Below are 25,371 nucleotides of genomic sequence, written 5' to 3'. Positions count from 1 at the left end.
CGTGAAAATGATGTTATCAAAATGCATAAGAGGTGCTCACATTTTTATATGTTTTAACTTGTGTTTGTCGTCATTTTTTTTTCTAATCGGGGATACCTGCTTTTGGCGTTGTTTATGGATGAACTTAGCGTCGTAGTATTTTTATATAAAATTAACAAATAAGACGGGGTACATAAATGTATCATCTTGATGTTTATGGCACGCTGGTTGCGGCCACTTTGGTTCTCTTGATCGGACGTAAGTTAGTGAAATCTGTTCCTTTTTTAGAACGGTATACGATCCCAGAACCTGTTGCAGGTGGACTACTTGTTGCAGTTCTTTTATTAGCATTTAAGTCTTTTATGGATTGGGAAGTGAGTTTTGATCTCTCACTTAAAGATCCATTAATGCTAGCCTTCTTTGCAACGATCGGTTTAAACGCAAACCTCGCGAGCTTAAAAGCGGGAGGAAAAGCGCTTTTTATTTTCATCTTTGTTGTTGTTGGGTTGTTGCTAGTGCAAAACACAGTCGGTATTGCATTGGCGAAAATGTTAGGCCTTGATCCCTTAATGGGATTACTTGCAGGCTCGATTACATTATCGGGTGGTCATGGTACAGGGGCTGCTTGGGGTAAAACGTTCGTTGAAAGTTATGGTTTCATGAGTGCGTCTGAAGTTGCAATGGCGTGTGCAACCTTTGGTTTAGTTTTAGGTGGATTGATTGGTGGCCCAGTTGCGCGTTACCTAATCAAAAATATTCCAACACCAGGACTTGGTGCGGATGATCATGAAATGCCAACGGCGTTTGAGAAACCCACCACAGGTAGAATGATTACTTCAATGGTATTGTTAGAAACTATTGCGATGATCGCTATTTGTTTAATGGCGGGTACATTCCTTTCTCAATTATTAGAAGGCACTGCATTCTCATTACCAACTTTTGTGTGTGTCCTATTTATTGGTGTCATTTTAAGTAACAGTCTTTCAATGCTTGGTTTTTATCGTGTTTTTGATAGAGCTGTATCAGTTTTAGGTAACGTGAGTTTATCGTTATTTTTAGCGATGGCATTAATGAGCCTGAAATTATGGGAACTGGCTTCACTGGCGATCCCAATGCTGGTTATTCTTGGTGTTCAAGCGGGCGTTATGGCGCTATACGCTATTTTTGTGACATTCCGTGTGATGGGTAAAAACTACGATGCGGCGATTTTAGCTGCGGGCCACTGTGGTTTTGGTTTAGGGGCAACACCAACGGCGATTGCTAATATGCAAGCCGTTACGGATCGTTTTGGTCCTTCTCATCTTGCGTTCTTAGTCGTACCAATGGTTGGGGCGTTCTTTATTGATATTGTGAATGCGATAGTGATCAAACTGTATCTATTGTTGCCATTCTTTACGCCTATAGCAGGATAGTTTTACTGTTATAACTTGAGAAATATTTCTCTATTAAATCGCACCCCAATGTTGGTTTTCAGCATTGGGGTGTTTTTCTTTGGCATGTTCTATTTTAATATCATGCAAAATCGCGTTTAACGACATGCTAAGGCGACGCAAAGAGTGATCTTACGCTTGGCTATATTGTGTCTTAGCAGGTAGCCAGCGTTCGATTAAGGCTTGTGAATGCTTAGGGTAGTGTTGATGTAAGTAACGAGCAATACGTTGTACTTCAGGAATGAGGCCTTGGTCGCGTAATAAATCAGCTACTTTAAATTGCGCATTACCCGTTTGCTTGGTACCTAAAAGCTCGCCTGGGCCACGGATCTCGAGATCTTTTTGGGCAATAACAAAGCCATCATTGCTATCTCTTAATACTTGTAATCGTAAACGTGCTGTTTGCGTGAGAGGTGTTTTATAAAGTAAAACGCAATGAGAGGCGATTGCACCACGACCAACACGACCCCGTAGTTGGTGTAATTGTGCAAGGCCTAGTCTTTCCGGGTTATCAATAATCATCAAGCTTGCATTAGGTACGTCAACGCCAACTTCGATAACGGTTGTTGCAACCAGAAGGTGTAATTTATTTTCCTTAAACGCTGACATAACAGATTGTTTTTCAACGGGTTTCATTCGACCGTGTACAAGACCGACTTTAATTTCAGGAAGTGCGAGTGTAAGTTCATCGTAAATTACTTGGGCTGCTTGTGCTTCAAGTACGTCTGAATCTTCAATTAATGTACAGACCCAATAAGCTTGGCGGTTTTCTTCTGTACAGGCGAGTCTAATACGTTCAATAATATCATTACGACGAGTATCGGGGATGGCAACCGTAGTGACTGGTGTTCGTCCGGGAGGTAATTCGTCAATAATAGAAGTATCCATATCGGCATAAGCAGTCATTGCTAGTGTTCGTGGAATTGGTGTTGCTGTCATCACCAATTGATGAGGATGAAAACCTTGCTCTTCACCTTTTTTCCATAATGCAAGGCGTTGATGCACTCCAAAACGATGTTGCTCATCAATAATGACTAAGGCAAGGGAGTGAAATTTTACTTGTTCTTGGAAAATAGCATGAGTACCAATAATAATAGAAACTTCACCATTCGCAATGGCGTTTTGTTGAGTCTCACGTGCTTTCCCTTTTTGTTTTCCAGCCAACCAACCCACTTGAATACCAAAAGGCTCAAACCATTTTCTAAACGTCAATGCATGTTGTTCTGCCAATAATTCTGTTGGGGCCATTAACGCCACTTGTTTACCATTCGCAATGGCGCGTAACGCACTTAATGCCGCAACGAGCGTTTTACCTGATCCCACATCCCCTTGGATAAGTCGCATCATTGGGTAGTTTTTTTCTAAATCATTTTCAATTTCATTGACGACGCGTTGCTGAGCATTAGTAGGGGTAAAAGGTAGCATTGCGAGAAATTGTTGGCGTAATGTGGAAGTGTTTGGCATAAAAAGCGGTTCTGCGCGATAAGATTGCGCACCCGCTCTGGCATTCAGCATGCCTAAATTATGAGCCAGTAATTCTTCAAGAATAAGCCTTTTTTGTGCAGGATGTTGCCCTTTTTCAAGCTCTGTGAAGGCGATATCGGGAGGTGGATTATGTAAAGTGCGCAATGCAGTGGCTAATGGGGGTAAACCATGAATAAATTGCTCGGGTAATAATTCATTAATAGCACAGGTGTCAAGTAACTCTAACGCTTGTTCTATCAGTTTACGCAATGATGTTTGGCGTAAGCCTTCGGTTGTTGAATAAATTGGAGTGAGCGTTTCTTGCAGTTTAACCTCAGCTCCTGCCACTTTAATTTTGTATTCAGGATGGATAATTTCTGGACCCCGACTTCCCCGTTTAACTTCACCATAGGCAGTGACTTGTTTACCTTGAGCAAGATTATTTTTCATTGCGGCAGTAAAATTAAAAAAGCGAAGCGTTAAAATACCTGAGCCATCAGAAATTTGGCAGGTCATCATTTTTCGACGACCAAAACTGACTTCAGTTCTTAATATTTCACCAGAAACGGTGGCAGGAATACCGGGAAGGAGGTCACTAATAGCATAGAGGTGCGTTTGATCTTCATAACGCAAAGGAAGGTGAAGTAACAAATCCTCAATAGTCACAAGCCCTATTTTTGCCAGCTTGTCTGCCTGACTTGCACCTACGCCGTGAAGAGTGGTTAAGGGGATTGCATCAAGCAGTTTTCCTTTCATGAGATCAATACTCCGTCTTTTTTAATTTCCTAAGTTGCTTTTGTGTCATTTGCATTTCTGCCCACCATGAGTCGGGTGCTTCAATTTCACCATGCTCATTAATGTATGGGCGAGGCAGACCTTTTCGACGAGAAACTTCTGCCAATACTGGGTATCCACCTTCAAATAGTAGAATTTGTTGTTCTTCTTTTGTTAAGGTGCTTTCTGTTCGATTATACATACCCGCAGCCTGACGTTGTCGTTGTGCTTCATATAAAATTAAAGCACTGGCAACCGAAACATTCAGTGATTGCACCATACCCATCATAGGAACAATGATATCTTGATCGGCAAGTGTTATCGCATCTTGTGAGATACCTGTTTTCTCTTGTCCCATAATAATACAAGTTGGGCGAGTGTAATCAATCTCACGAAAATCGACGGCTTTATCTGAGAGATGTGTCGCAAGAACTTGCATACCTTGAGTACGAAAGGAGCCTACGGCATCAGTGATTGAGGGGTGTGTTTCTACATTTACCCAACTGTTACTTCCTGCTGCCGGTGATACGAGCATCCGCATTTTTTCTTCAGGCCAAATAGCATGAATTTTAGGAATACCCACGGCATCAGCTGTTCTTATAACGGCCGCCACATTATGGGATTTATGCACCTCTTCAAGGCAAACCGTTAGGTCAGGTTGCCGCATTGCCATCATTTGGCAGATGCGGGCATATCGAATTGAATTCATGACTAGTTTTTATTACGGCTAACGCGCAGAACATCAGGCATGATACGAAGCTTACGCATGATATTGGCTAATTGAACTCTGTCTTTCGCAGTTAAGCGAATAAAAGCACAATACACACGACCATCTTTCTCTTCTGTATTCATACTTTGAATACTTGAGTTTGCATCATTAATTGCAGCGGTTAAGTTTGCTAATGCGCCTTGGTGGTTAATCATATCGACTTTGATTTCAGTAATGAAATCACTGTTGATCTCTTTATCCCACTCGACAGGCATGAATTTTTCAGGCTCTTTCTGATAACCACGAATATTACGACAAGATTCATGGTGAATAACTAAACCTTTTCCTGGGCTAATATGTGCCACGATAGGATCACCCGGAATAGGGCGACAACATTTAGCAAAGGAGATTAATACGCCATCGGCACCTTTAATTGGCAGTTTTGGTGTTTCATCATTAGTTGTATTTGTTTGTGCGTTATCATCTTGATTTTGGCTATCAATTAATAAATTACGCGCTACAACAACACTCATGGTGTTACCTAAACCAATCTCAGCCATTAAGTCATCAATGGAATGGAGCTTCATTCGTTTCAGTTCACGCTCAATATTCTCGGCTGAAATATCCGCGAGCTTATGCTCACCTAAAGCATGATTCAATAAACGGCGACCTAAATTAATAGAATCTTCGCGTTTTAAATTTTTCAGAAGTTGGCGAATTTTAGAGCGAGCTCTTGAGCTGACAACAAAGTTTAGCCAAGCAGCGTTCGGTCTTGCACCCGGAGCAGTAATAATTTCAACTGTTTGTCCTGTGCGTAGTGATTGTGAAAGTGGATAAGGTTGTCTATCAACTCTTGCACCCACACACGCATGACCAATATCAGTATGTACAGCATAAGCAAAATCGACAGGAGTCGCGCCCGTTGGTAATTCAACAATACGACCTTCTGGGGTGAAAACGTAGATTTCATCAGGGAAAAGGTCTGATTTTACGTTTTCGATAAATTCAAATGAGCTACCTGCGCTTTGTTGCAATTCAAGTAGACTTTGCATCCAGCGTTGAGCTCTTACTTGTGCGGTTGTGCCCGGCTGTTCACCTTGCTCTTTATAAGCCCAATGCGCTGCAACCCCCATTTCAGCCATTTGATCCATATCTTCAGTACGAATTTGTACTTCAACTGGCACGCCATGAGGGCCAATGAGTGATGTATGAAGGGATTGATAGCCGTTGGCTTTAGGGATGGCAATATAGTCTTTAACTCGCCCCGGACGTGGTTTATAAAGACTGTGCATTTGACCCAATACGCGATAACAGGTATCGACTTCTTTCACGATAACGCGAAAGGCGTAGATATCCATAATCGAATGAAAACGTTGTTCTTTTAGCAACATTTTACGATAGATAGAGTAGAGGTGTTTTTCGCGACCGTTAACCTTGCATTCGATATGTGCTTCTGTCAGGCGACCTTCAATTTCAGAGAGGATTTTATTAATCATCTCCTTGCGGTTACCTCGAGCAGCCTTAACGACTTCTTTTATAACACGGTAACGATTAGGGTGTAGCGCCTCGAAACCCAGCTCTTCAAGCTCTGTTTTGATATGATGTATACCTAAACGATGTGCGAGAGGGCTATAGATTTCGAGTGTTTCGCGAGCAATACGGCGACGTTTATCTGGGCGTAATGAACCCAGTGTGCGCATATTGTGAGTTCGGTCTGCCAGTTTGATTAAAATGACGCGGATATCTTTTACCATCGCCATAATCATTTTACGGAAGTTTTCAGCCTGAGCCTCTTTTTTGTCTCTAAACTTTAATTTATCCAGTTTAGAAACACCTTCAACAAGATCGGCTACCGTACTACCAAATAGGTTTTCGATATCTTGGAAGGTTGCAGGTGTATCTTCGATAACATCATGCAACAACGCCGCCATAAGCGTTTGGTGGTCTAATCGCATATCTGCGAGAATACACGCAACCGCAACAGGGTGAGTAATATAAGGCTCACCACTTGAACGAGTCTGCCCCTCGTGGGCATTTCGGGCGACGATAAAGGCTTTTTTGAGTTGTTCAACTTGCTCCGATGGCAAGTATTTTTGAACGATTTGATTCAGGCTTTCAAACAGGTACAAGGCAGACCTACCCCTATTTTATAAAACGATTAACGACGACCTTCCGCAATCGCTGAAACAGCTTGTAATTCTGCTGCTTCTTGCTCTTGCTGCTCTTGACGTTCACGAGCATCAAGAATTTTACCGTTAATCAGGCCTTCTTCGATCTCACGTAGCGCGACAACAGTCATTTTATCATTTTCTTCTGGAACTAAAGGATCTTTAGCGCCAACTTGTAACTGACGCGCACGACGTGCTGCGACCAGAACGAGGTCAAAACGGTTACCAATTTTTTCTACAGCGTCTTGAACGGTTACGCGTGCCATATTTGTGTTACTCCACCATTAACGAAATGACTGGGCATAATACTGAAAGTTAACTCAGTCTGCCAATAATTTGCTGATTAAATCACCATGTCGTAGTGCTTGACGATCAAGGCGTAATTTTTCTGAACGAATAATTGATTGTAAATCAGCAAGCGCAGTATTGAAATCATCATTAATCAGCAAATAATCATACTCATTAAAATGTTCCATTTCCGATACAGCTTGTGACATACGTTTTGTAATCACTTCTTCGCTATCTTGGCCACGTCCACGAAGTCGGCGGTAAAGCTCTTCTTTTGACGGTGGCAGAATAAAAATACTGCGAGCTTCTGGCATCGCTTTACGCACTTGTTGTGCGCCTTGCCAATCAATATCTAAAAAAACATCAACACCACTGGCTAAGATTTCTTTGATAACTTTACCGGATGTGCCGTAGTAGTTACCAAAAACACAAGCATGTTCGAGGAAATCCCCACTTTCTATCATGCTTTTGAATTCTTCTTCAGTAACAAAGAAGTAATGTTCACCATGGCTTTCTCCCGGTCGCATAGGGCGAGTGGTATGGGAGACAGAAACCTGCGTGTCATATAAAGGCTGTGTTTTTAACAGCGCTTGAATAAGACTTGATTTACCCGCACCGCTTGGAGCGGAAACAATATAAAGAGTTCCTTGGATCATGATGACTTTCTGAATTTGACTGGAGAATTAAGTATAAATACATGTTTAGGGAGCAAATCCCCCATATAGTATACACATACAATGAATGACATACAGTGCCCATGTTTAATACAGAGCTATTTTTTTCTTATTGCGTTCTCTTTTTTATTGGGAAATAAGAGAAAAATTAAACTATGCCAATATTAACATACAATTAAAGGCTCAGTGATAGGAATTACCTTTTATCACAATAGTGAAAAGAGATTATATTTTGAGATACCCCACAGAATCAAAAATAACCGCTGTCGTTAAAACAGCGATTCGTTAATCTTGATTCTCGTAATTAAAGACGGGTAGGCCCAATTTATAACGAATAGCGAGAAGTCGAGCCGTTAACCCAGCAACAAGGGTAATGATGATGATAACGTCTCTTGGTAATGGTGTATAAAACAGTAATCCCATGTAAAGCCATGCAGCACCAAAAGCGATACCGGCATAAATTTCTTTTTGGAAAACCAGAGGAATGGTATTACAGAGCATATCCCTTAATACACCACCAAAAGCACCCGTAATCACCGCGGCAATAGCTGCAATAATTGGGCCATACTCCATATCGAGTGCGATTTGTGCGCCGATAATAGAGAAAACCATTAGACCGATGGCATCTAGGATAAGAAAGAGTCGCTGTAAGTGTTTCATCATGGGAGCAACCCACATGGTAATAACAGCAGCACATGCAACAGTGACGATATATTCAGGGTGTTTTACCCAACCCAGGGGGTAATGGCCGAGTAGAATGTCTCTGACAGAGCCACCACCAATGGCAGTTGCAGAGGCGATAATAATTACGCCAAAAACATCCATTTTACGACGGCCAGCAGCAAGCGCACCCGTCATGGCTTCTGCAGTAATACCAATAATATAGAGAACACTAAGTAACATGATTTTCTAATTTTCTGACTATTTAGTGAGGATAGAGTAATTACCTTGCGAAAAAGTCTCGACTGAATTTTTTTAGTGCCAGGTAAAATTAATTAGTTTTTATAATGTGGAAATTTATTTCCCGATAAGGATAAATATGTCTTTTCAGGAACACCAGATTACGTCTGATAGCCGTCATCATCAGTTAACCAATATAAATGTTTGGACACCAGATAGCCAGTGGTTAGTCTATGATGTACGTCCCAATGGGGGATCTTTTACAGGTCTAACCATAGAAAAAATTCATGCGAAAACAAAACAGCAACAGATAATTTACACTGCAACACAAGGGGCGCATGTTGGTGTGGCTACAGTATGCCCAACCGAGCCGGTGCGTTATGCTTTTATTCATGGACCTGAAAACCCAGATGATGAATGGCATTATGATTTTCATCATCGTCGCGGGGTGATTGTGGATGAGTCAGAGCAAAATCGTGTTTTTAATATTGATGCATGCTCACTGACCTCCCCATATCAAGTTGGTGCATTACGTGGCGGAACGCATGTTCATGTCTTTAGCCCTGACGGCACGCGTTTAAGCTTTACTTATAACGATCATATTATGCATGAATTGGGTAGCGAATATGATCAACGTAATGTGGCAGTTGCTGTGCCACTAAAAGCGGTAAATGTTGCTAAAAAACATCCTCGTGAATATGACGGTGAATATTTTTGCACTGTAATAAGCCAAACTGTTGCTCATCCACAAAAGGGAAGCGACGAAATTAATAAAGCCTATGAAGAGTGTTGGGTGGGTACTCAGGGGTATACAAAGGCTGATGGTTCACAGCAACGTTGGGCTATTGCATTTATCGGCGATACCGTGAGTGAAACTGGTGATAAAGTTTCTGATATTTTCTTAGTGGATTTACCTGATGATAATCATGCTTTCAGCATTGAAGGTGATAAACCATTAGCAGGAACTGATACAACAATACCAGCTGTCGCGAAAGGTATTCATCAAACTCGTCTAACAAATACAGCCAATAGAAAATATGCAGGTGTTTTAAATCAGCCTCGTCATTGGTTAAGAAGCTCCCCAAAAGGTGATGCCATTGCTTTTTTAATGAAAGATGATGATGGTGTTGTGCAGTTATATACCGTTTCGCCAAGTACGAAAGAAATAAAACAGATCACCTCGCAGGATTGGAATATTCAGTCAGCCTTTACATGGAATAGTAACGGACAATATCTCACCTTTATTTGTGATAACAGCGTGATGTTATGTAATGCAAAAACGGGTGAACTAACACGATTAACAGAAAAAACTGCACAAGCACCAAGTAGCGATGCTGTCGTGTTCTCTCCGGATGACCAATATATTGCATTTATGCGTGATGTTGATGGTTATCGTCAGATATTTACAGTAGAGACGGGGCTGTAATTATTATGCTAAAAATAGAGCCTATACTATATAGGCTCTATAAATAGAATGAATTAGATGATAAGTGATTTTTGAGCAATCAAATTCAGGTGTCTCAGAGTAGCTTTATTGGGTTTAATTTCGTTGCGCGCCCATTTGATACACTCTCTTTTGTCATATTGAGTATTAAAGCAAGAGAAGATGGTGAAATATTATTTTATTCACAAACTCTTTTTATATCGATCCTATTAAAAATGGATAAAAAAAAACCGGCATTGCTTTCACGATGCCGGTTTATGTTTTCTGAGGTTTACAACTTATTGTAAAACAGAAATATCCGCGACTTTTAAGAATAGTTCACGTAATTGGCTTAACATGGTTAAACGGTTGATACGAACCGCTTCGTCTTCATCCATTACCATGACTTTATCAAAGAAGTTATTGACCACATCACGTAATGAAGCCAGTTCAACTAATGCTTCTTGGTATTTGCGCTCTGCAAATAATGGTGCCAATTTATCTTGTAATACAGAAAGATTAGCGGCTAATTGAACTTCTTCTGGGGCCTTTAATACAGACGCTAAAACGGTGTCGTTTAGTGTTACATTAGCAGATTTCGCTAAGATATTAGAAACACGCTTATTCGCTTCTGCTAACGCAGAGGCTTCTTCTAATGTACGGAAATAAGTTACTGCTTTAACACGAGCATTGAAGTCAGCAGGTTGTGTTGGGCGACGTGCTAATACAGCTTGAATAGTATCAATGCTGTACCCCAATTCTTGATACCAAGAACGGAAACGACCTAACATAAATTCAACCACATCACTGACGACATTTTTATTAGTCAGTTTGTCGCCGTAAAGGCGAACGGCTTCTTGCGTTAATTCTTCAATATCTAATGGTAAATCTTGCTCAACGATAATACGTAAAACACCCAGTGATGCACGACGTAGAGCAAACGGATCTTTATCCCCTTTCGGATGTTGACCAATACCGAAAATACCTGCAAGGGTGTCCATCTTCTCTGCGATAGCGAGGGCGCTAGCAACAGGATTAGAAGGTAATTCATCACCTGCAAAACGAGGTTGATATTGTTCTTTCAGTGCAACAGCGACTTCTTCGGCTTCACCATCATGACGCGCATAATGCATACCCATAACACCTTGGGTATCAGTGAACTCGAACACCATATTGGTCATTAAGTCACATTTTGACAGTAAACCTGCGCGAGTTGCTTTATTAACGTCAGCACCCATTTTACCTGCAATAAAGCCAGCTAATGCTTGAATACGGTCTGTTTTATCACGCAGTGTGCCTAAATCTTTCTGGAATAATACAGTTTCAAGACGAGGTAAATTATCTTCTAAACGTTGTTTACGGTCAGTTTTAAAGAAGAATTCAGCATCAGCTAAGCGGGGACGAACCACTTTTTCGTTACCACTAATGATCTGCTGTGGATCAGAAGATTCAATATTAGTGACGAAAATAAAGTTAGGTAACAATCCACCTTGTTTATCATAAACAGGGAAGTATTTTTGGTCACCTTTCATGGTATAGACCAGTGCTTCAGCAGGAACGGCAAGGAATTTTTCCTCAAATTTTGCTGTTAACACAACTGGCCATTCAACCAATGAAGTGACTTCTTCCACCAAGCTATCGCTTAAATCTGCGATACCGCCAAGTTTTTCAGCGGCAAGACGAGCGTCATGAAGAATAATTGATTTACGCGTTTCGTAATCAGCAATAACTTTTCCGCGCTCATAAAGAATTTCAGGATACTGATCCGCATTATCAATTGTGAACTCAGCTTCACCCATAAAGCGATGACCACGAATAACGCGATCGCTTTGGATACCTAAAATTTCACCATCAATAACAGTATCACCTAATAATAAGGTGACAGTATGAACAGGGCGTACAAAGTGAGTTTCTTTATCACCCCAACGCATTAATTTTGGAATTGGTAATTTTGATAATGCAGTACTTACCATGCCAATCAGTAATTGGTTAACAGCTTCACCTTTTACTTCTGCACGATAAAATAACCATTCGCCTTTATCTGTTGATAAACGCTCTGCTTGGTCAACAGTAATGCCATTACCTCTAGCCCAACCTTCAGCAGCTTTGGTTGGTTTACCTTCAGCGTCAAATGCTTGAGCAATGGCAGGACCACGTTTTTCAATAGTTCTATCTGCTTGTGATTTTGCCATATTAGCCACTTTGATGGCTAAACGGCGAGGGGCTGCAAACCAAGATACATCACCATGAGTGATATTGGCGTTATCCAGTTCTGCAGTAAAATTGGCAGCAAAAGATCCGGCTAAAGAACGAAGCGCTTTCGGCGGTAATTCTTCCGTGCCGATTTCCACGAGGAAAGTCTCAGTTGTCATGATAGCCTCTTACTTTTTACACATAGGGAAACCAAGCGCTTCACGAGAAGCATAATATGCTTCAGCAACCGCTTTGGTTAAAGTACGGATACGTAAAATATAACGTTGACGTTCTGTCACTGAAATCGCTTTACGTGCATCCAATAGGTTAAAGGTGTGTCCTGCTTTTAAGATACGTTCATAGGCAGGTAAAGGCAGAGGTTTTTCTAACTCTAACAACTCGCGAGCTTCTTTTTCATATTGTTCAAAGCAAGAGAATAAGAAGTCAACATCAGCATATTCAAAGTTATAGGTTGATTGCTCAACTTCGTTTTGATGATAGATATCACCGTAAGTGGTTTTACCTAATGGACCATCACACCAAACTAAATCATAGACGCTGTCTACGCCTTGAATATACATGGCTAGGCGCTCTAAGCCGTAAGTAATTTCGCCTGTAACCGGTTTACATTCTAATCCACCTACTTGTTGGAAGTAGGTAAATTGCGTAACTTCCATGCCGTTGAGCCAAACTTCCCAGCCTAAGCCCCAAGCACCCAGTGTTGGGTTTTCCCAGTTATCTTCTACAAAACGAATATCATGGATAGTTGGGTCTAAACCTAATTCTCTTAATGAGCCAAGATACAGTTCTTGAATGTTATCAGGTGATGGTTTAATGATAACTTGGAATTGGTAATAGTGCTGTAAACGGTTAGGGTTTTCACCGTAACGTCCGTCAGTTGGGCGACGTGAAGGTTGTACATAAGCCGCAGCAATAGGCTCTGGCCCTAATGCTCGTAAACAAGTCATTGGGTGTGATGTGCCTGCACCCACTTCCATATCTAATGGTTGGACAATGGTACAGCCCTGGCGAGCCCAGTAATCCTGTAGTGTCAGGATAAGACCTTGAAAGGTTTTGGTATCAAACTTTTGCATGTTATATCCGCATGGCGATACATAGAATAAAAAGAAAGGTTTCAGTATACCTTCTAGACGAAAGATATACAGCAAGGAATGCGGGCAATTTTCCCTCGATCAAAAAAATAACCCTCTAATTGACTTTATGACTATGCTCAAAAAATTAGATTGAATTTTTTTTCACCTATTTACATGTATATTTATACAGTATATAAGTAGTACTATTGAAAGTTATTAATAACAAGGAATGAGAGAATGAGTCAACAACGTTGCGATTGGGTGACCAATGATCCTGAATATTTGGCATATCACGACGATGAATGGGGAAAGCCTGAACGAGATAAATATAAGCTTTTCGAAATGATTTGCCTTGAAGGGCAACAAGCCGGGCTATCTTGGTATACCGTACTCAAAAAAAGAGAAGGTTATCGTCGCTGTTTTTTTGGTTTTTTGCCTGAAAAAATTGCCAAAATGACAGAAAAAGATGTCGAAGCTCTATTACAAAATCCCGCTATTATTCGTCATCAAGGAAAAATTAACGCCATTATTAATAACGCGCGTATTTTTATAGCAATGGAAGAACAAGGTGAAGATTTTAGTCAGTTTATTTGGCAATTTGTTGATAATAAACCAATAGTTAATCAGTGGGATGATATATCTCAAGTACCTGCATCCACTGAAATCTCAGATAAGATGGCAAAAACGTTAAAGAAAAAAGGTTTTAAATTTGTTGGAACAACAACTTGCTACGCTTTTATGCAAGCCGTTGGTATGGTGAATGATCATATTCTTTCTTGTTTTTGTCGCCAAGAAGAGAGTAAAAGCATCAATAAAAAGTAAAATGTGAGTTGAGTTATCTTTAATTTAAGAAGTTATTGGTTTTATATTTCAATATTCAAATCTGTATTAATATTCCTATTTTATCATTTCTATTATAACTATTGATGCAGATTAAAGCTCGCGGTATGGTATTTCTTAACGAGAAAGCAACATAGAAGATACCTGCAAAGATGACTCAACTATCACAATTCGGGCAAAAATTTGCTCAACATTCAGGCATTGCTCGCTTGATGCAAGATTTAAATGAAGGAATACGGACACCGGGTGCCGTGATGTTGGGAGGCGGTAATCCTGCGCATATTCCTGAAATGGACAATTATTTTCGTCAGTTACTTAAAGAGATGACAGAAAATGGCACGTTAAGTGATGCAGTTTGTAACTATGATGGGCCGCAAGGTAAAGATGCTATGCTGCAAGCGTTGGCGACCTGTTTAAAAGAGAAGCTAGGCTGGAACATTTCGGCAAAAAATATTGCATTAACCAATGGTAGCCAAAGTGCTTTTTTCTATTTGTTCAATTTATTAGGTGGAACAACTCCAGAAGGTAAGAAACGTAAAATTCTTTTTCCTATAGCGCCTGAATATATCGGTTATGCCGATTCTGGATTAGAAGAAGATCTGTTTGTTGCGAATAAACCCACTATAGAAATGTTGCCAAATGGGCAATTCAAATACCATGTTGATTTTGCTCATCTTGAAATTGGTGATGATATTGCGGCTATTTGCGTTTCTAGACCAACAAACCCAACGGGTAATGTGATTACCGATGACGAAGTTGAAAAGCTAGAGGCTTTAGCTAAACGGCACAATATCCCTCTGATTATAGATAATGCTTATGGTGTTCCTTTTCCGGGTATTATTTTCACTCAAGCAACACCACGTTGGAATGACAATACTATTCTTTGTATGAGCCTGTCTAAGTTAGGTTTACCCGGCGCACGTTGTGGAATTATTATCGCCGATGAAGAACTGATTTCAGCCATTACAAATGTGAATGGCATTATTAGTCTTGCACCCGGTGGAATTGGACCTGCAATGGCATTAGAAATGCTAAAACGTGATGATTTAATGCGATTATCACAAGAAGTAATTGGGCCTTTTTATCATCAGCGTGTGCTTGAAACCATTGATATTATTCGCCGTTACTTGCCTGAAGAACGTTGCCTTATTCATAAACCAGAAGGCGCTATTTTCTTGTGGCTGTGGTTTAAAGACTTACCTGTTTCTTGTGAAGAGCTATACCGTCGTTTGAAAAAACGCGGTGTGTTAATGGTTCCGGGACATTACTTCTTTCCGGGATTAGAGGATTCATGGGATCACGCTCATCAATGTATGCGTATGAATTACGTACCTGAGCCTGAGTTAATAGAGAAAGGAATAAAAATTCTGGCTGAAGAAATCGAGAACATCTATCAGCCAGTGAATATCTAATAAAAATGCCCCTTCAGCGAGAAGAAGGGGCAAAGACAATAACGAGGACTTTTGAGCATAAGTTTGACGGAAAGAAATTGATTACTAAACATTTAGCAATCCGTCTCAATCTAAATTTCTTAGCACGAGAACTATTAAAACAGACAATTATAAAATCTATGGCTTAAATAAGAGCCATTCATGGCCTTAATTATCCCTCTGCTAAGCAAAATGTGGATTTTAGTAACATATTTGGTTCAACTGATTAATATATTTATTATTTTTGCTACAAACTCCAGATAATAAGTGCCATTAATTGTGGTGTTATTATGCGTAAAAACATCGCTAAAGGATAAACGGTGGCATAAGAAAGCGCCGCAGCTCCACTTGAGTTATGTATTGAGTTTGCAAAGGCCAGCGCAGGTGGGTCGGTCATTGAACCGGCTAACATTCCGCAAAGAGTTAAATAATTAAGTTTAAAGAAGATCCTGGCTATGACTCCCACAATTAGTAACGGTAATAGTGTAATAAGAATACCGTAGCCAATCCAACTCAGTCCTTGACCATAAATTAAGGTTTCAACAAATTCACCACCAGAATTTAGTCCTACTACGGCAAGAAACATGACAATGCCCAATTCACGTAATGCTAAGTTTGCACTTGGGGGCATAAACCAATAGAGCTTACCGAATGTCCCAATACGCCCTAAAATTAAGGCAACAACGAGAGGACCACCGGCTAATCCTAGTTTTAATGCCACAGGAATACCGGGAATGAAAATAGGAATAGAGCCAAGTAAAACCCCTAATCCAATACCAATAAAAACGGGTAGCATTTGAACTTGCTCTAATTTTTGACGAGCATTACCTAACAGGACAGTAATTGCTTCAATAGATTCAGGACGACCAACAACATTAAGAATATCCCCAAACTGCAACATACTGTTATTACTTGGAATTAGTTCGATACCAGCACGGTTTAATCGAGTTACGACAACATCGTATTTTCTTTTAAGATCAAGATCTTTTAAACGCTTACTGAGTACAGAATCATTCGTTACAACTATCCGCACTGATTGTAGTAAATTGGTTGATGTTGAAAGTGAAGCATCAACCTCTTCGCCTAATACAAGGCGTACTTTATTAAGATCTTCTTTCGAACCGACAATATGCAATAAATCGCCTAGCTGAATAATCGTTGATGGCATTGGTACCATAATGTTATCACCTCGTTTTAAACGAGAGCACACAATGGCATCTTCATTGAGTAGTGGAATATCTTGCATTAATAAACCATCTAAATTGGGGTTTCTAATGGCAATATTAATGGTATGTAGCGCCTCTTTAGTGCTATTTTGCTGGTTACTAAAGGTTTTCGCTTCTTCATCAATGTTGATTTTAAAAAATACACGAATAAGCCACATAACTAACAGAATGCCACAAATTCCCATAGGATAAGCCATCGCATAGCCCATCCCCATTTGCCCTATTAAAGCGGGATCAATATGCAAATCAGTGAGTATTTGTTGCCCTGCACCCAAAGACGGGGTATTGGTGACAGCACCAGAAAAAATACCCAAAATAATAGGCAAAGGAACATCAAATAAACGATAAATTGAGGCGGTGATGATAGTGCCAAGAAGAATAATCAAAATTGCAAAGGCGTTGAGTTTTAATCCAGAAACACGTAATGAAGAGAAAAAGCCTGGGCCAACTTGAATACCAATGGTATAAACAAAAAGAATAAGACCGAATTCTTGAATAAAATGAAGAGTTTGTGCGTTGAGTAAAAGGTTATAGTGTTGAGCAAAATGCCCAATAATTATGCCACCAAAAAGAACACCACCTATCCCTAGGCTGACTCGATAGATTTTGATATTGCCAATCCAAAGACCTAGAGCGCCTGCTAATGACAACATCACCATTGTTAATGCAATATCACTCATAAAAAAGATCCTATACTCAAAAAAATAAAAATTAAAAAATTGAGCTAAAACGATAAACCTATTTTGGCAAAGAACAAAGAAAGTCGCTGTGTCTTATCGCACAGATTCGGCATATATAAAGATCAAAAAAATAAGAAAGATAAATATAGAGTTAAAATATTTCTTTAAAATAAAGAGGGTTGAATTTTAATATCAGAGAAACATAATACTTAGTTATATTATTATGTTTCTTTTAATTAGATAAATAAGGTTTTTTGCACATGCTTATTTATTTAATTATTGAAAAATTCAGCTATTTTATATCATCTTTCTCTTGTCCTATAAGAGAAAACAGGTTTAACTATATGATAAAAGGTGTTGACTCCTGATCTTGTTTTATAGGTGCCCTATGATATTTAGAAAGACGAGTAAAAATTTAACATTAATCACACTTTTAATGACTCTGTTGACGGGGTGCTCTAGTGTTATGACACATGCTGGCCCCAATAAAGAACTTTATTCAGGGACAAAAAATAATATGGCAATGATAAAAGATGATGAAACAGGGTGGGCAATGAAACCCTTAGTTCTTTTAGACTTTCCTTTTAGTGCAGTATTAGATACTTTATTACTACCTTACGATTATTATACCAAGAGTGATGATAAAAGTGATAACTCACCGAAAGAACGAGTAAAAAGATTAGAAAGTACAACGGCAAATAATAATTATGAAAATAAAAATTAGTATCAAAATAATGACTAAATAACAAATAAGTAATTCTATTTAGTCATTATCTGTTTATTTAACTATTTATAGAGCTATTTATTTAATACTGCTTCTTCTTTAGGGCCAAACATTTTATTAAGGCTATTAAGCTCTTGCATTTCTTTTTCACATATTACTTTTTGTTCTGTTAGCGACGCCGCCATTATCTGTTTTTTGCTTTGTTCAAAATTTCCTTTAATTTCAGGTATATTATGCTTTAAGTCTTCTCGTTGAGAAATATACTGAATAAATTTGTCTGCTTCTTTAAAGTACACTCGGCAAGCATGTGCTGTGGATGCTTGGGCTGGAAGTGTGGTTAACAACAGGAGTAATGTGAGACTCCACCAACATTGTTTCATTCTCTAAACTACCCACCTTATTTTACATAAGTAAATTATATAAAAAGCATATAAAATAAACGATAGTATTAGTGAATAAATTTGTTATTTTTTCTTGTTTTTTATCAGTAACGTAAAGAAAAACAGAATTTGCAGAGAAATAGAAGAAGTTGATTGTTATAGTTACGCTAAAAGTGGGTGGTTTTTATGATAAAAAAGTTAAAAATCAATCATTTTGGTTGAAAACCATACGAACAGTCAGGAGATACTAAAAAAGTATTGACGCAGTGGGTTTCTGGCAGTAAGATGCACCTCGTTTTCGGCGAGTAGCGCAGCCTGGTAGCGCAACTGGTTTGGGACCAGTGGGTCGGAGGTTCGAATCCTCTCTCGCCGACCATATTAAGAAACCCCGCTTTTAAAGCGGGGTTTTGTCGTTTTAGCCCTTCCAAAATAGGTTGATGCACTAAAATGTATCAGTCTTCACCTTACTTTTTCGCCATAATGGTATTCTCTCTGGCTTATCTTTAGTCTGGCACTCCATTTTCTTATTAAGCTCAAGAACAAAAACCCATGGAAATATTTTCCATAATGAAGAGAAATACTTGATAGGTTCTGCTTTTGATTTAGAAAGGATGGTAAAGCCACTCAGTTATTAGGCTTATTTGAAAATAGTTTTATTAACTTCTAATAAGAAAACCTAAAAAACCATCCGTTCAATTCATTTTTAATGGGCAATGGAACGTCTGATAATTATCAAAAAATATGAATTTTCTACTATTAAAGAATCAAAACTATTAATAACACACTGAATCTACTGGGCTTGTCTAGTTTAGTGATTTGTTAAGTACGATGCTTTGGGATTTTTCACTCTAATGGCCTTATTTGTGCCAAAGTCAGGATCCTCTAATCATATGATTATTTTTCTTCTATAACAGAATAAAGCACCAAGTTCTTTGTTTCATTTCAAAATATTCGTTCAATATTTAAGCGGTTAATCACAAATCATAGCTTTTTTTTAAACAGTCATTTCACTTAAGGATTTCTTAATATGTGGTTTTATTGACTAGATATTAGTCAAAGACTTATTTTTTTATTCTGATTTTGTTCGATATTCGTTTCATTTATGTTTATAACTTGTTCTTTTTACGGAGTAGACCCTTATTGACGTAAGGGGATACAGTTGGTTAATTGAACAATGACAAAATAAAAAGGCATTCCGTTTTTAAACAGGAAGCCAAAACACAACAGAACAATTTCGGAGAGTAATGATGAAAAGCTCCAAAAAACAGACAGGAATTTTAACCGCAACAATCGGGCTACTTGCATTAGCTGTTTCTGCGGGCGTGCAGGCAAAAACATTAGTATATTGCTCCGAAGGTTCACCTGAGGGATTTAACCCTCAGCTATTTACTTCAGGAACAACCTATGACGCAAGTTCAGTACCTATTTATGATCGTTTAGTCGAATTTAAACTGGGTACAACGGAAATCATTCCAGGACTCGCTGAAAGTTGGGATGTGAGTGATGATGGTAAGGTGTATACCTTCCATTTGCGTAAAGGCGTGAATTGGCACAGTAGCAAAACTTTCAAGCCAACCCGTGAATTTAATGCAGATGATGTAATGTATACGTTTATGCGTCAAATGGATCCACAACATCCTTACCATAAAGTGTCTGGCGGAAGTTATGAATACTTCTCAGGAATGGATATGAACAACATGATCGAGAAAATCGAGAAAGTTGATGATCATACCGTTCGCTTTGTTTTAACGCGTTCAGAAGCCCCTTTTATTGCTGATATGGCAATGGACTTTGCTTCTATATTATCTGCTGAATATGCGGATAATATGATGAAAGCAGGTACACCTGAAAAAGTGGACTTAGATCCTATCGGTACAGGGCCTTTCCAATTACAGCAATATCAAAAAGACTCTCGTATTCTTTATAAAGCGAATGACCAATATTGGGGTAAAAAACCAGATATTGACCGTTTAGTCTTCTCTATTACACCTGATGCCTCTGTACGATATGCAAAACTGCAAAAAGGTGAGTGTCAGGCAATGCCTTTCCCAAATCCTGCTGATATTGCGAAAATGAAACAAAATAGCGATATCAATTTGTTAGAACAGCCTGGTTTAAATGTGGGTTATATCTCGTTTAACGTTGAGAAAAAACCACTGGATAACCAAAAGGTTCGCCAAGCATTAAGTATGGCAGTGAATAAAGACGCCATTATTGAAGCTGTTTATCAAGGTGCAGGCCAGAAAGCGAAAAACCTCATCCCTCCTACAATGTGGGGTTATAACGACGATATCGTTGATTACGAATATAACCCTGAAAAAGCCAAAGCACTGCTAAAAGAAGCGGGTCTTGCAGATGGCTTTACTATCGATTTATGGGCAATGCCAGTACAGCGCCCTTACAATCCAAATGCCCGCCGTATGGCTGAAATGGTACAAGCGGATTGGGAAAAAATTGGCGTTAAAACCAAAATTGTAAGTTACGAGTGGGGCGAATATCTCAAACGTGCTAAATCTGGTGAACACCAAGCGGTAATGATGGGTTGGACTGGTGATAATGGGGATCCAGATAACTTCTTTGCGACATTATTTAGCTGTGCTGCGAAAGAGCAAGGTTCAAACTATTCTAAGTGGTGCTATAAGCCATTTGAAGATCTGATCCAACCTGCACGAGTAGCATCTGATCATGACAAACGTGTCGAGCTTTATAAACAAGCTCAAGTCGTTATGCACGATCAAGCCCCTGCACTGATTATTGCTCACTCTACGGTATACGAGCCAGTGAGCAAAAAAGTGGAGAACTATGTGGTTGATCCATTGGGTAAACATCACTTCGAGAATGTCTCTCTGAAATAATAGTAATACCTTACTTAAGTACGGTGTCTTTCTTCGTGAAAGGCACCGCTATTCCATAATAAAGAATACATTCAGTACACTGTGGGCGCAGGGGATTTTCTCCTGATTTATCAGCGCTATCTTTTAGCTGATGTTTGAAAAGAGAATTAGGATATGCTGCAATTTATCCTTCAACGTTTGGGACTTGTGATCCCTACGTTTATCGGAATTACATTACTTACGTTTATTTTCGTGCATCTTATTCCCGGTGATCCGGTCATGATTATGGCGGGTGAGCGTGGTCTATCTCCAGAGCGCCATGCTTATTTAATGGCTGAATTAGGGTTGGATAAGCCGTTATGGCAACAATATCTTAATTACCTAAATGGCATTCTCCATGGTGATTTAGGCATTTCATTAAAAAGCCGTATTCCTGTCTGGGATGAATTTTTACCTCGTTTTAAAGCCACTTTAGAACTTGGCGTTTGCGCCATGATTTTTGCGGTTTCTGTCGGCATTCCTGTGGGGGTTCTGGCTGCGGTTAAACGTGGTTCTATTTTTGATCATACTGCGATTAGTGTGTCATTAGCAGGTTACTCCATGCCAATCTTCTGGTGGGGAATTATGCTTATCATGCTGGTGTCTGTGAAATTAGATTTAACTCCCGTATCAGGGCGACTTGCTGATAGTGTCTTTTTAGATGATAGCAATCCATTAACGGGTTTTATGCTTATTGATACTCTTATTTGGGGAGAAGAAGGCGATTTCATTGATGCTGTACATCATATTATTTTACCCGCCATTGTATTAGGAACTATTCCTTTAGCCGTTATTGTGCGTATGACTCGCTCATCTATGCTTGAAGTATTAGGTGAGGATTATATCCGTACGGCAAGAGCAAAAGGTTTGAGCCGTGTTCGTGTCATTCTTATTCACGCATTACGCAATGCAATGTTACCTGTTGTCACTGTTATTGGATTACAAGTTGGAACGATGCTGGCTGGTGCAATTTTAACGGAAACCATTTTCTCATGGCCGGGTTTAGGTCGCTGGCTAATCGATGCCTTGCAACGACGAGACTACCCCGTTGTTCAAGGTGGTGTGCTTTTAATTGCAACGATGATTATTTTTGTCAATCTGTTGGTTGATGTTCTTTATGGCATTGTGAATCCACGTATTCGCCATAAAAAATAAGGAATGCATAATGACTGAAAATAAAGTTACACCGGTCATCAATGCACCGGCTCCCATGACACCCTTCCAAGAATTTTGGCACTATTTTAAACAAAATAAGGGCGCAGTTGTTGGGTTAATTTATATCGTAATTATGTTGCTGATTGCGTTATTTGCAGGCTTTCTCGCACCTCACGCACCGAATGAGCAATTTCGTGATTTCTTATTAGCGCCTCCTGTTTGGCAAGAAGGGGGAAGTTGGCAATTTATTCTAGGTACTGATGATGTTGGCCGGGATATTCTTTCTCGCTTAATGTTTGGTGCTCGCCTTTCATTATTAGTTGGCTGTATTGTTGTCGTACTGTCACTTATCTTAGGAATTATTCTAGGGCTAGCTGCGGGTTATTTCGGTGGTCTTGTGGATATCGGCATTATGCGAGTGGTCGATATTATGCTGGCATTACCAAGTTTATTATTGGCATTAGTGCTGGTAGCAATTTTTGGGCCTTCTATCGTCAATGCATCTATTGCACTGACTTTTGTTGCTTTACCCCATTATGTTCGATTAACACGCGCGGCTGTTTTAATTGAAGTAAATCGTGACTATGTTATTGCTTCTCGCGTCGCTGGTGCGGGGTCAATGCGTCAAATGTTTATCAATATCTTACCTAATTGTCTCGCGCCTTTAATTGTTCAAGCTTCTTTAGGTTTTTCTAATGCCATCTTAGATATGGCGGCATTGGGCTTTTTAGGTATGGGCGCTCAGCCACCAACTCCTGAGTGGGGAACCATGTTATCTGATGTGTTGCAGTTTACGCAAAGTGCTTGGTGGGTTGTGACGTTCCCTGGTCTTGCTATTTTGTTTACTGTACTTGCCTTTAACTTAATGGGTGACGGTTTACGAGATGCGCTTGATCCGAAATTAAAGCAGTAACGGAGTAAGAAGATGGCATTATTAAATATTAATCAATTATCTGTTCACTTTGGTGATAAAGATACTCCGTTTAAAGCGGTAGACAGAATTAGCTATCAAGTTGAAGAAGGGCAAGTTGTAGGTATTGTTGGAGAGTCTGGTTCAGGTAAATCTGTGAGCTCATTAGCTATTATGGGGCTGATTGATTTTCCGGGGCGAGTGAGTGCTCAAGAGCTTTATTTTGATGGTAGAGATTTAATGAAAATCTCTGAATCAGAGCGACGTAATTTGGTCGGTGCTGATGTTGCGATGATTTTCCAAGATCCAATGACCAGTCTAAATCCCTGCTTTACGGTTGGCTATCAAATCATGGAAGCATTAAAAGTTCATCAAGGCGGAAGCCGAAAAACACGTAAACAACGTGCTATAGACCTTTTAACGCTGGTGGGTATTCCTGATCCTGCTTCCCGTTTAGAGGTGTATCCACATCAACTTTCTGGCGGTATGAGCCAGCGAGTAATGATTGCAATGGCGATTGCTTGTCGTCCTAAATTATTGATTGCTGATGAACCTACAACGGCACTGGATGTGACTATTCAGGCGCAGATCATAGAACTATTGCTTGATTTACAAAAGCAAGAAAATATGGCGCTAGTGCTTATCACTCACGATTTAGCATTAGTGGCAGAAGCTGCCGACACCATTATTGTAATGTATGCGGGACAAGTAGTGGAGTCAGGGAAGGCTTCAGAGATTTTTAAATCGCCTCGTCATCCTTATACACAGGCGTTATTAAGAGCATTACCTGAATTTGCCAGCAATAAAGCACGATTAGCTTCATTATCCGGTGTTGTACCAGGTCGTTATGATCGGCCAACGGGATGCTTACTTAATCCTCGTTGCCCTTATGCTCATGATGAGTGCTATAAAACCGAACCTGCCTTAAGAGAATTGGGAACACATCGCGTGAAATGCCATACACCGTTAGATAATACAGGGAGACCCACTCATGGCTGAAGTTAATCCAAATGTCACGACTCCCTTATTAAAGGCGGTCAATTTAGCTAAGTATTACAATGTTAAAGGGGGGCTGTTTTCAAAAGAGAAAACAGTGAAAGCACTTGATGGTGTTTCGTTTGAATTAGAGCGTGGTAAAACCTTAGCGGTTGTCGGTGAATCAGGCTGTGGAAAATCGACATTAGGTCGATTGTTAACCATGATTGAAATTCCCACTTCAGGGGAGCTTTCTTACCGTGGACAAAATCTGTTAATTAAAGATAAATCGGCTGAGAAATTGCGTCGCCAAAAGATCCAAATTGTATTTCAAAATCCTTATGGATCATTAAACCCTCGTAAAAAGGTGGGGCAAATTTTAGAAGAGCCACTTTTGATCAATACGACACTTAACGTATCTGAACGTAAAGAAAAAGTGTTATCAATGATGGCAAAAGTAGGATTGAAAACAGAGCATTATAGCCGATACCCTCACATGTTTTCTGGTGGTCAACGTCAGCGTATTGCTATTGCTCGTGGTTTAATGCTTGAGCCAGATATTGTGGTGGCGGATGAACCTGTTTCTGCTCTTGATGTTTCAGTGCGTGCTCAAGTTCTGAATTTAATGATGGATCTTCAACAGGATATGGGGCTTTCTTATGTCTTTATTTCCCATGATCTTTCCGTTGTTGAGCATATTGCAGATGAAGTTATTGTGATGTATTTAGGCCGTTGTGTAGAAAAAGGCACTAAGGCACAAATTTTTGAAAATCCTCAGCATCCTTATACACAAGCTTTGCTATCAGCAACGCCAAGATTAACACCTGAATTAAGACGTGAACGCATTAAGTTAACTGGAGAATTACCAAGCCCGTTAAATCCACCACCAGGATGTGCTTTTGCAGCACGTTGCCGTCGTGCATTTGGCCCATGTAGCCAATTACAGCCAACGTTAAAAGATTATAATGGCCAACTTATTGCTTGTTTTGCTGTTGAACAAGATAACATGGTGCCTTAAATAAAAAAGAATATATTTAATTAAAAAGGAACAATAGATTGAAATATATTGTTCCTTTTTTAAT

Annotated in this window: 20 protein-coding genes and 1 tRNA gene; 11 read left to right on the top strand and 10 right to left on the bottom strand. The window is 39.6% G+C overall.

Annotation, left to right across the window (positions count from 1 at the left end; translation table 11 throughout):
- Positions 1 to 176 precede the first annotated feature (176 nt).
- Complete coding sequence (gltS, locus tag JEP40_RS08510) at positions 177 to 1,391, top strand: sodium/glutamate symporter (protein WP_198623201.1); 1,215 nt, start codon at positions 177 to 179, stop codon at positions 1,389 to 1,391.
- Between the two features lie 150 nt (positions 1,392 to 1,541).
- On the opposite strand, the gene recG is transcribed toward gltS, so the two are convergent.
- The 6 genes from recG to JEP40_RS08480 all read right to left on the bottom strand — a co-directional run bounded on the left by recG (position 1,542) and on the right by JEP40_RS08480 (position 8,389).
- Positions 1,542 to 3,629: an ATP-dependent DNA helicase RecG gene (gene recG, locus JEP40_RS08505; protein ID WP_198623200.1), complete on the bottom strand. Its 2,088-nt coding sequence runs from the start codon at positions 3,627 to 3,629 to the stop codon at positions 1,542 to 1,544.
- Positions 3,630 to 3,633: 4 nt separating this feature from the next.
- The gene (gene trmH / locus JEP40_RS08500; protein WP_198623199.1) at positions 3,634 to 4,356 is read right to left on the bottom strand and encodes a tRNA (guanosine(18)-2'-O)-methyltransferase TrmH; all 723 of its coding nucleotides are present in this window, start codon (positions 4,354 to 4,356) and stop codon (positions 3,634 to 3,636) included.
- A gap of 2 nt (positions 4,357 to 4,358) precedes the next feature.
- Positions 4,359 to 6,485 carry a bifunctional GTP diphosphokinase/guanosine-3',5'-bis pyrophosphate 3'-pyrophosphohydrolase gene (gene spoT, locus JEP40_RS08495; protein WP_198623198.1) on the bottom strand — a complete coding sequence of 709 codons (2,127 nt, stop codon included), beginning with the start codon at positions 6,483 to 6,485 and terminating at the stop codon, positions 4,359 to 4,361.
- A 29-nt stretch (positions 6,486 to 6,514) separates the two neighbouring features.
- A complete protein-coding gene (gene rpoZ / locus JEP40_RS08490) occupies positions 6,515 to 6,790 on the bottom strand; it encodes a DNA-directed RNA polymerase subunit omega (RefSeq protein WP_006534607.1) in 276 nt (91 codons plus the stop codon).
- A gap of 54 nt (positions 6,791 to 6,844) precedes the next feature.
- Entirely contained in the window at positions 6,845 to 7,468 is a 624-nt protein-coding gene (gene gmk / locus JEP40_RS08485) for a guanylate kinase (RefSeq protein ID WP_198623197.1), read from the bottom strand.
- A gap of 303 nt (positions 7,469 to 7,771) precedes the next feature.
- Entirely contained in the window at positions 7,772 to 8,389 is a 618-nt protein-coding gene (locus JEP40_RS08480; RefSeq protein ID WP_072068818.1) for a trimeric intracellular cation channel family protein, read from the bottom strand.
- A 136-nt stretch (positions 8,390 to 8,525) separates the two neighbouring features.
- On the opposite strand from JEP40_RS08480, the gene JEP40_RS08475 reads away from it, so the two are divergent.
- Positions 8,526 to 9,812 carry a DUF3748 domain-containing protein gene (locus tag JEP40_RS08475; protein WP_198623196.1) on the top strand — a complete coding sequence of 429 codons (1,287 nt, stop codon included), beginning with the start codon at positions 8,526 to 8,528 and terminating at the stop codon, positions 9,810 to 9,812.
- Positions 9,813 to 10,108: 296 nt separating this feature from the next.
- Here JEP40_RS08475 and glyS read toward each other — a convergent pair whose 3' ends face one another.
- Both glyS and glyQ read right to left on the bottom strand, forming a co-directional pair.
- Complete coding sequence (gene glyS / locus JEP40_RS08470) at positions 10,109 to 12,181, bottom strand: glycine--tRNA ligase subunit beta (RefSeq protein WP_198623195.1); 2,073 nt, start codon at positions 12,179 to 12,181, stop codon at positions 10,109 to 10,111.
- Positions 12,182 to 12,190: 9 nt separating this feature from the next.
- Entirely contained in the window at positions 12,191 to 13,096 is a 906-nt protein-coding gene (gene glyQ / locus JEP40_RS08465) for a glycine--tRNA ligase subunit alpha (protein ID WP_004246832.1), read from the bottom strand.
- Positions 13,097 to 13,333: 237 nt separating this feature from the next.
- Between glyQ and JEP40_RS08460 the strand changes: the two genes are divergently transcribed.
- Together JEP40_RS08460 and JEP40_RS08455 are read left to right on the top strand one after the other, a co-directional pair.
- Positions 13,334 to 13,918 (top strand): DNA-3-methyladenine glycosylase I, encoded by a 585-nt coding sequence (locus tag JEP40_RS08460; protein ID WP_198623194.1) that lies wholly within the window; start codon positions 13,334 to 13,336, stop codon positions 13,916 to 13,918.
- 170 nt (positions 13,919 to 14,088) lie between these two features.
- On the top strand, positions 14,089 to 15,348 hold the full coding sequence (locus JEP40_RS08455; protein ID WP_198623193.1) for a valine--pyruvate transaminase: 1,260 nt from the start codon (positions 14,089 to 14,091) through the stop codon (positions 15,346 to 15,348).
- A 265-nt stretch (positions 15,349 to 15,613) separates the two neighbouring features.
- On the opposite strand, the gene JEP40_RS08450 is transcribed toward JEP40_RS08455, so the two are convergent.
- Positions 15,614 to 17,272 carry a putative transporter gene (locus tag JEP40_RS08450; RefSeq protein ID WP_198623192.1) on the bottom strand — a complete coding sequence of 553 codons (1,659 nt, stop codon included), beginning with the start codon at positions 17,270 to 17,272 and terminating at the stop codon, positions 15,614 to 15,616.
- Between the two features lie 388 nt (positions 17,273 to 17,660).
- Here JEP40_RS08450 and JEP40_RS08445 point away from each other — a divergent pair, with 388 nt between their 5' ends.
- Positions 17,661 to 17,996, top strand: a complete 336-nt coding sequence (locus JEP40_RS08445; RefSeq protein ID WP_198623191.1) for a YceK/YidQ family lipoprotein — start codon at positions 17,661 to 17,663, stop codon at positions 17,994 to 17,996.
- 74 nt (positions 17,997 to 18,070) lie between these two features.
- Here the strand turns inward: JEP40_RS08445 and JEP40_RS08440 are convergent, their stop codons facing one another.
- The gene (locus JEP40_RS08440; RefSeq protein ID WP_198623190.1) at positions 18,071 to 18,376 is read right to left on the bottom strand and encodes a DUF5339 family protein; all 306 of its coding nucleotides are present in this window, start codon (positions 18,374 to 18,376) and stop codon (positions 18,071 to 18,073) included.
- Between the two features lie 299 nt (positions 18,377 to 18,675).
- Between JEP40_RS08440 and JEP40_RS08435 the strand changes: the two genes are divergently transcribed.
- From JEP40_RS08435 to dppF, 6 genes are all read left to right on the top strand, one after another.
- Positions 18,676 to 18,752 (top strand) — tRNA-Pro (locus JEP40_RS08435).
- Between the two features lie 871 nt (positions 18,753 to 19,623).
- The gene (gene dppA / locus JEP40_RS08430) at positions 19,624 to 21,231 is read left to right on the top strand and encodes a dipeptide ABC transporter periplasmic-binding protein DppA (RefSeq protein WP_198623189.1); all 1,608 of its coding nucleotides are present in this window, start codon (positions 19,624 to 19,626) and stop codon (positions 21,229 to 21,231) included.
- A gap of 153 nt (positions 21,232 to 21,384) precedes the next feature.
- A complete protein-coding gene (gene dppB / locus JEP40_RS08425; RefSeq protein WP_198623188.1) occupies positions 21,385 to 22,404 on the top strand; it encodes a dipeptide ABC transporter permease DppB in 1,020 nt (339 codons plus the stop codon).
- A gap of 10 nt (positions 22,405 to 22,414) precedes the next feature.
- On the top strand, positions 22,415 to 23,317 hold the full coding sequence (gene dppC, locus JEP40_RS08420) for a dipeptide ABC transporter permease DppC (protein WP_072068807.1): 903 nt from the start codon (positions 22,415 to 22,417) through the stop codon (positions 23,315 to 23,317).
- Positions 23,318 to 23,329: 12 nt separating this feature from the next.
- Positions 23,330 to 24,313: a dipeptide ABC transporter ATP-binding protein gene (gene dppD / locus JEP40_RS08415; protein ID WP_198623187.1), complete on the top strand. Its 984-nt coding sequence runs from the start codon at positions 23,330 to 23,332 to the stop codon at positions 24,311 to 24,313.
- A complete protein-coding gene (gene dppF, locus JEP40_RS08410; RefSeq protein ID WP_198623186.1) occupies positions 24,306 to 25,307 on the top strand; it encodes a dipeptide ABC transporter ATP-binding subunit DppF in 1,002 nt (333 codons plus the stop codon). Before dppD ends, dppF begins: the two co-directional genes overlap by 8 nt.
- Positions 25,308 to 25,371 lie beyond the last annotated feature (64 nt).

Origin of the sequence: Proteus vulgaris (assembly GCF_016239305.1) — a bacterium.
Lineage (GTDB): Bacteria > Pseudomonadota > Gammaproteobacteria > Enterobacterales > Enterobacteriaceae > Proteus > Proteus vulgaris_C.
This window is presented reverse-complemented; position numbering and strand designations above follow the sequence as displayed.